The organism is Curtobacterium sp. MCBA15_016 (assembly GCF_001865105.1).
Lineage (GTDB): Bacteria > Actinomycetota > Actinomycetes > Actinomycetales > Microbacteriaceae > Curtobacterium.
In genome coordinates, this window is sequence record NZ_MJGR01000015.1 from 124728 (window position 1) to 132351 (window position 7624).

At 74.0% G+C, this 7624-nt stretch carries 6 protein-coding genes; 4 read left to right on the forward strand and 2 right to left on the reverse strand.

All coding sequences use genetic code 11. The features are described from left to right. Positions 1–65 precede the first annotated feature (65 nt). Together BIV03_RS06875 and BIV03_RS06880 are read right to left on the reverse strand one after the other, a co-directional pair. Positions 66–1517 carry an amidohydrolase family protein gene (locus BIV03_RS06875; protein ID WP_071295144.1) on the reverse strand — a complete coding sequence of 484 codons (1452 nt, stop codon included), beginning with the start codon at positions 1515–1517 and terminating at the stop codon, positions 66–68. Next, positions 1514–2128 (reverse strand): nuclear transport factor 2 family protein, encoded by a 615-nt coding sequence (locus BIV03_RS06880; RefSeq protein WP_071295145.1) that lies wholly within the window; start codon positions 2126–2128, stop codon positions 1514–1516. The genes BIV03_RS06875 and BIV03_RS06880 overlap by 4 nt, the downstream gene beginning before the upstream one ends. 101 nt (positions 2129–2229) lie before the next feature. Between BIV03_RS06880 and BIV03_RS06885 the strand changes: the two genes are divergently transcribed. From BIV03_RS06885 to BIV03_RS06900, 4 genes are all read left to right on the forward strand, one after another. Further along, on the forward strand, positions 2230–2973 hold the full coding sequence (locus BIV03_RS06885; protein WP_071295146.1) for an IclR family transcriptional regulator: 744 nt from the start codon (positions 2230–2232) through the stop codon (positions 2971–2973). 124 nt (positions 2974–3097) lie between these two features. After that, the gene (locus BIV03_RS06890; RefSeq protein ID WP_083403262.1) at positions 3098–5821 is read left to right on the forward strand and encodes an AAA family ATPase; all 2724 of its coding nucleotides are present in this window, start codon (positions 3098–3100) and stop codon (positions 5819–5821) included. A 138-nt stretch (positions 5822–5959) separates the two neighbouring features. Next, entirely contained in the window at positions 5960–6676 is a 717-nt protein-coding gene (locus BIV03_RS06895) for an alpha/beta fold hydrolase (RefSeq protein ID WP_071295148.1), read from the forward strand. Between the two features lie 64 nt (positions 6677–6740). After that, positions 6741–7577 (forward strand): alpha/beta fold hydrolase, encoded by an 837-nt coding sequence (locus BIV03_RS06900; RefSeq protein WP_071295149.1) that lies wholly within the window; start codon positions 6741–6743, stop codon positions 7575–7577. Positions 7578–7624 lie beyond the last annotated feature (47 nt).

Genomic DNA, 7624 nt, shown 5'->3' on the forward strand with positions numbered 1-7624 from the left:
CCTCTGTCGGGGACACGCTTCGGCGGCCGCACGGCCGCACGGCCGCACGGCCGTGCGGTGTCGGCTCAACGCGCCCCCGGCGCCCCCGCCACCCGCTCGAGGATCCCGTCCAGCGCCGATCGATCCCAGAACGACCCCGCCCGGACCACCCCGTCGATGCGCCCCAGCGCCGTGTGACTCGCCATCGGATCGGCGGCGAGCAGCACCGCGTCCGCCCGTGACCCGGGTGCCAGGCGTCCGGTCTCGGTCTCGAGCCCGAGGAACCGCGCCGCGTCGGACGTCGCCGTCCGGAGGATCTGCAGGGGCCCAAGACCGGCGTCGGCGAGGTACCCGAATTCGTCGTGGAGCGCGAAGCCCGGGATCACCCCCGCGGCACCGTCGGCATCCGTCCCGGCGAGCATCGGGACGCCCGCGGCGGCCAGGAGCCCGACGAGGCGAAGTTGGGCCGCCCAGTGCGACTCGAGGGCGTCCCGGGTCGCCGACGGGAGGCCGGCGAACTTCCGGCCGGACCGGTCCCACGAGCGGAGCTCCCCGGGTGCGATGTAGCGGCGACGGTCGTCGTGTCGGTGCTCCGGCGCGTTCGGGAACTGTTGCGTGTGCAGGCGGACCAGGGTCGGGCACTGCCAGGTCTCGTGCTCGACGAAGAGCGCTGCCAACTCCTGGGCGGCCTCCTCGTCGAACGTGTCGTCGGCGAGCGTGAGCGCGCGGGCGGACGAGTCCGAGGTCCTCGTGGCCGGGTTCACCACGATGCCGCGGATCACCCGACCGATGACGCGGTCCATGCCCGGCAGCCTGACCGTGGGGATCTTCGGCGTGCGAGCCGCTCCGACCGCGGATCGCACCTCGGCCTCGCGGGACGACGTCGCGGCGAACACGGTCGCGCCGGGCCCGAGGTGCTCGATCGCTCGCATGCCCCCTCGGGACGCTTCGCGCGGGTCCACGTCGTTCGGGAGGTGTCCTGCGAGCGGGACGCCGAGCCGACCTGCCTCAGCGAGTGCTGCGAGGAACGCATCGCGCCCGACGAGGGCCGCCTTGACGAAGTCGGCACCCTGGGCGTGCTGGTCACGGACGGTCGCGACGGCGGCCTCCGCGGTCGACGCGTTCACCGGGGTGAGGAGGTCTCCCGGCGTGGCGAGGAGTGCCGGAGCGCCGAGCGGTGCGGGCAGTGCACCCGCGGCACGGGCTGCCAGCAGGGCGGGCGAGCCGGACATCTGGCGGAACCCGACCACCCCGTTCGCGAGCATCAGTGCGTAGGCGCCGTCGACGTCGTCCGGGGAGTTGAGCGGGTGGGCGTGCATGTCCGCGAAGCCCGGCACCAGGAACCGGCCGCGTCCGTCGACGACCTGCTGGCCCGCGGCCGTCCCGGTCTGCGACGTGGCGGCCACCGACGCGATGGTCGCGCCGGTGAACCGAACGTCCTGCCCGGCCGTGGCGGTCCCGTCGAGCGGGTCGACGACGGTGACGTCGCGGATGACGACGTCGTGGTCGGCGGTGGGTGCGGTGACGTAGCGGCTCATGCGCGGTCTCCGTCCCGACCGTCGCGATCGTGGCCGTCGAGCCAGTCCTGTTCGGCGGCTTCCACCGCCTCGACGGACCCGGGCCGGTCCGTGCCGGGCAGGTCGTCGGCGATGCGGTGACCGCTCGCCCCGAGGACCGTCGCGAGCCATCGGTACGACGGCCGACGGTCGTCGACCGCGACGGAGGACAGGTCCGGCACGGTGCCGGGAACGGTCGGTGTCACCGTGTCGGATTCGTAGACGCACGTCATCGCGGCCAGCCGCCAGCCGGTGCCGGTCCGGCGTGCGCGGTACAGCAGTCGAACGCGGGATGCCAGGTCGACCTCGGCGCCGCCCAGTCCGGCGCGGACCTCGATGACCGCCGGTGCGGCGACGATCGCGCGGTCACCGAGGAGGTCGACGACCGGCGGGCTCATCCGGTGTGTGGCGGCCGTCCCACCGGCGGCCATCGCGATCGACCCCGCGACGAAGTCCCGCGCGTTGCCGTCGAACCAGCTGATGCGCACGCGGCCGTCCGGCTCCCACGCGTCACGCATGCGGTCCCACCGCCCGCGGTCCCGCCCCTGGCGTTCGCGCAGCACGAGCTGACTGATGTCGGTGACGTCGTCCACGATCTGCTCCTTCGTCCGGGGGCCGAGCGTAGGACGGCGCGAGAGCGGTTCGGCGAGGGTTTCCACTCAGCGGAAGACGGCGTCGGCGGTAGGGTGCAGCGGTGGGCGACACTCGCACGGGGACGGTCGGTCGGGCCTTCGCGATCCTGGGGTGCTTCGACGACCGCCATCCGACGCTGACGCTGAGCGAACTCGCGCGTCGCTGTGGCCTGCCCGTCAACTCGACGCTGCGGATCGCACGGAGCCTGGTCGCCGAGGGCGCCCTCGAACGCCGGGGCGACGGCCGGTTCACGATCGGGCTGCGCCTGTACGAACTGTCGTCCCTCGCCCCGCGGGGCGTGGGGCTCCGCCAGGCCTCCCTGCCGTACCTCCAGGACCTGCACGACCTGACGGGACAGCACGCCATGCTCAGCGTCCGTGAGGGGGACGAGGCGGTCCTCGTCGAGCGCGTCTCCCCCAAGCGCGGAACCCGGAGCGTCGACTACCGGGTCGGCGGCCGGATGCCCCTCGCGGCGACCGGCGGCGGACTCGTCCTGCTCGCGTTCGCGCCCGACGAGGTCCAGGAGCGTGCGATCACGATGTTCGACGTGCGGACCTCGGTCGACGAGGTGACGTCGGCGGTCGAGCTCCGCCGGTACCTGTCGGCCGTCCGTCGGACGGGTGCCGCCGTCGGTTCGCAGCGGTCCCCGCGTGCGCTCGTCGCGGCGGGTGCGCCGATCCGGAACGCCTCGGGCGTCGTCGCGGCCCTCTCGATCGTGATGCCGGCCGGGCACGCCGAGCCGAGCACCGTCGTGCCCGCGTTGCACGCGTGCGCACGGGCGATCACGCGCGACGCGACGCGCTGACCCGCTCGCGCCGCGCCGTGGTCCGGCACCGCGTCGGACGGGAGGCGCGGTGCCGGCCCGCACCGCGCCTCCCGTCCGATGCCGGGCCCTTCGCCGGCGCCCCCCCCGCTGCCATACTGGCGACATGACGATGGCGCAGCCCGTCATCGGGCGCGAGCGGGAGGGCTCCGCCCTGCGGGACGCCCTCCGCGACGTCCACGACGGCGGCTCCGCGTTCGTCATCGACGGCGAGGCCGGGATCGGCAAGTCGACGCTGGTCGCCGATCTGGTCCGCCACGCGACCGACCTCGGCGTCCGACGGCTCTCGACCGCGGGGACCCTCGCCGAGTCGGCCGAGCCCTACGCCGCGCTCCACCTGCTCCTGTACCCGTTGCGCAGCGGGATCGCCGACCTGCCCGCACCGCAGCGTCGTGCCCTCGAGGTCGCGTTCGGTCTCGCGACGGGGATCCAGCCCTCGCCGCTGCTCGCCGGGCTGGCGGCGCTGACACTGGTCTCCGACGCCGCCTCGGAGGGCCCGATCTTGGTCGTCGCCGAGGACCTGCACTGGATGGACGCCGCGTCCGAGTGGGCGATCCGGATGATGGCCCGGCGGGTCGACCAGGACCCGATCGTCATGGTGATCACGACCCGGAACACCGAGACCGCGGACGACCCCGCGGTCCGGCGCCTCCACCTGACGCCGCTCGACGAGTCGGACGCCGGCCGCCTGCTGGACGCCGTCCCCGGGGCGCCGATGGGCCAGGCGCGACGTGACCTGGTGCTCCGCGCCGAGGGGAACCCGCTCGCGCTGCACGAACTCAGCCGCACGACACCGGGGGACCGGACCCGCGACCGTCCCGTGGTGGGCCGGGTGGAGCAGGAGTTCGCCGCGCGGTACGCGGAGCTGGACCACCCCGTCCGGCTGGCCATCCTCGCCGTCGCCCTGTCCGGTGGCACCGGCGCCGAGGAAGCCGCGCGGGTGGCCGCCCGGACGCTCGGGAGGTTCCCGCCGCCGACGTGGACGGAGCAGGCCTCGGCGTCGTCGCTGCTCGAGTGGGTGGCGCCCCGCGCGATCCGGTTCCGGCACCCGCTCGTGCAGTCGGCGGTCCTCACCGCCGCGTCGCCGACGGAGCGCACCGCGGTCCTGCGTTCCCTGGTCCTCGAGCACGACCACGACCCCGCGCGCACGGTCTGGTGGCGGGCCGAACTGGCGACCGGCCACGACGACGACCTCGCGGACGAGATCGCCGCGATCGGCGACGAGCGGTCGGCGATGTCCGATCCGTTCGTCGCGAGCCGGGCGTACGAGCGCTCGGCCGAGCTGACCTCGGACGTCGCCCGACGCGTCGGCCGGCGGATCCTCGCGGCGGAGCACGCCGGGCTGTCCGGACGGCTCGCGGACGCCTCGCTCCTGGTGCAGCGAGCGTGCGACGAGGCACCCGACCGGCTCCTCGCAGCACGCGCGGCCTTCGTCGCCGAGACCCTGCCCACCGGTCGGACCGGGCTCGCGGTGGGCGACCTCGGGCCGGCCCTGCACGCCGTCTCCGAGATGCAGCAGGGCGGCGGGGTCGACCACGCCACCGCGGCGCTGCTGCACCTCGCCGCGATCGCCTGGGACCACACCGCCGAACCGGACCCGGGCGACCCGATGCTCGTCGTGGTCGAGGCGCTCGCCCTGCCGGACGACGACCCCCGGTCGATCCTGCTCGCGGCCCGGACCGAGCCGGTGGTGCGTGGCGACCGTGTGCTGGAACGCGCGCTCGCCGCCGCACCGACCGCCGAGGACGAGGGCTCCGCCTGGTACCTCGGGTACGCGCTCAACCTCGTCGGGGAGATCGAGACGGCACGTGTCCTCCTCGACCGTGCCGTCCGGAGCATGCGGGCGCGTGGTGACCTGCGCACCTTCCCGCAGGCGCTCATGGGGACCTCGATGACCACGTTCCTCGGTGGGGACCTCGGGCGGGCGCGGGTCCTCGCCGAGGAGGCCTCCTCGCTCGGACGGGACCTCGGTGACGACGGCTTCACCGCCGCGACCCGGTGCGCGCTCGCGTGGTTCGACGCCCTCGACGGCAAGCAGCCGGACCCCGAACGGATCGCGGGCGGGACGGCTGCCGGGGCGCAGGTGCTCCGGTCGAGTGCGATGCGCGCGACCCTGCTCGGCGCTGCGGGGGCGGCGTCCCTGGTGTCCGGTCGCGCGGCCGAGGCACTCGAATCCGTCCGGGCACTGGCCGATCCGGACCACGACGCGTTCAACCCGACGTTCGCCGTCATCACCTCGCACGACTTCGTCGACGCCGCGCTGGAGTCGGGCAACCGGGCCGACGCCGAGCAGCGGGCGGCGGACCTCGAGCGGCTCCACGCCCGCTGGCACGCGCCGATCGTCCGCGCCGCGCTCGACCACGCGCGGCTCGCACTCGTCCCCGACGCCGACCTCGAACCGGCGTGGGCGTCCGTGCAGCACGAACGGTGGCCGGTGCCGTACGTGCAGGCCCGTGCACTGCTCCGCCTCGGCGGCCGCCTGCGCCGGGCGGGTCGGCGGGACACGGCCCGTGCCGCCCTGCACGCCGCCCTCGAGCTGTTCGAGTCGATGCCCGCGCCGGCGTGGGCGGACCGGACCCGTGACGCCATCCGGGCGACCGGGCAGCGGGTGGCAGCGGCGGGGCACGGCGGCGTCGAGCTGCTCACGCCCCAGGAACTCCGGGTCTGCACGCTCGCGGCACGGGGACTGAGCAACCGGGCGATCGGCGAGCACCTGTTCGTCTCACCGCGGACGGTGGGGGCGCACCTGTACGCAGCGTTCCAGAAGCTCGGGATCTCGGCCCGGCAGGAACTCGCCGCGGCCCTGGCGGCCGGCTCGTCCGCCGACTAGGTCATCCGGCAACGCATCTCGGTCACCGTGACCGATGTGCAGCTCCACCGCGCGCCCCTAGCGTCGTCAGCGCCACCCGGCACCGCCCTCGACGAAGCAGGTCCGCGCCTCCCGCTGCGGACCCGGAAGGACCGCACCATGCCCGGATCACCCACCATCGTCCTCGTCCACGGAGCGTTCGCCGACGCCTCCAGCTGGGCCCCGGTGACGAGGCTCCTCCTCGACCAGGGTCACCACGTCCTCGTCCCGCCCGTCTTCAACCGCAGCCTCTCCGGCGACGCGGCCTACATCCGGTCCTTCGTCGAGCAGATCGACGGACCGGTCCTGCTCGCCGGGCACTCGTACGGCGGCGCGATCCTGACCGTGGCCGGTGTCGCCGAGAACGTCGTCGGCCTCGTCTTCGTCGCCGCGTACGCGCTCGAGGAGGGCGAGAGCCTCGGGGCCCTGCAGGGCGGCTTCCCGGACAGCGACCTCGCCGCGAACCTCGTGTACGCGCCCTACCCCGTGGACGGCGGCGAGCCCGGCACGGACGTCTCCGTCGCCGTCGACGCCTTCCCCGCCGTCTTCGCGGACGGGCTCGCACTGGCCGAGGCGCAGGTGCTCGCGGTGTCGCAGCGTCCGCTCTCCGCCGTCGCGTTCGGCGAGCCGGCATCGGCGGCCGCGTGGAAGACCAAGCCGTCCTGGGGCATCGTCTCCAGCGCCGACCACACCATCAACCCCGACGTCGAGCGCTTCGGGTACCAGCGCGCCGGCGTCCGCGAGGTCGTCGAGATCGACGCCCCCCACCTCGTGATGCAGACCCACCCCGCCGAGGTCGCCGCGGTCATCACCACCGCCCTCGCAGCGGTCAGCTGACCCCGGCCCCTCGACCGACCGACCGAGAACCACCGAACAACCGAACCACCACAGGGAGACCACCATGGGATACGTGACCACCGACGACGGTGCAGAGATCTACTTCAAGGACTGGGGGAGCCACGACGCGCAGCCGATCGTGTTCCACCACGGCTGGCCGCTGTCCTCGGACGACTGGGATGCGCAGATGCTGTACTTCCTGGCCGAGGGCTACCGCGTCATCGCCAGCGACCGCCGCGGCCACGGACGTTCGTCGCAGATCGGCACCGGCCACGACATGGACCACTACGCGAGCGACGTCTCCGCCGTGGTCGAACACCTCGACCTGCACGACGCGATCCACATCGGCCACTCGACCGGTGGCGGCCAGGTCGCCCGGTACGTCGCCCAGTACGGCCAGCCGCAGGGCCGGGTCGCCAAGGCCGTCCTCGTCGCGGCGGTGCCGCCGCTCATGGTCACGACCGAGGCGAACCCCGACGGCACCGACATCTCGGTCTTCGACGGGTTCCGCGAGGCGCTCGCCGCCAACCGTGCCGAGTTCTTCCAGGCCGTCGCCTCCGGCCCGTTCTACGGCTTCAACCGTGACGGTGCGACGCCGTCGGAGCCGGTCATCGCGAACTGGTGGCGTCAGGGCATGACGGGCAGCGCGCTCGCACACTACGAGGGCATCAAGGCGTTCTCGGAGACCGACCAGACGGAGGACCTCAAGGCCATCACCGTCCCGGTCCTCGTCCTGCAGGGCGACGACGACCAGGTCGTGCCGTACCGGGACGCGTCGCTGAAGCAGGCGGAGCTCCTCAGCGATGCCACGCTCAAGATCTACGAGGGGTACCCGCACGGCATGCTGACGACCCACGCCGACGTCGTCAACCCGGACATCCTCGCGTTCCTCCGGAGCTGAGCGCACCGACGCTGCGGACGCAGCGTCCCGGACTGGAGGCGCGGTGC

Coding starts and splice junctions, on each gene's coding strand:
- BIV03_RS06890 (WP_083403262.1), top strand. CDS start 3,098: ATGACGATGGCGCAGCCCGTCATCGGGCGCGAGCGGGAGGGCTCCGCC.
- BIV03_RS06875 (WP_071295144.1), bottom strand. CDS start 1,517: ATGAGCCGCTACGTCACCGCACCCACCGCCGACCACGACGTCGTCATC.
- BIV03_RS06895 (WP_071295148.1), top strand. CDS start 5,960: ATGCCCGGATCACCCACCATCGTCCTCGTCCACGGAGCGTTCGCCGAC.
- BIV03_RS06900 (WP_071295149.1), top strand. CDS start 6,741: ATGGGATACGTGACCACCGACGACGGTGCAGAGATCTACTTCAAGGAC.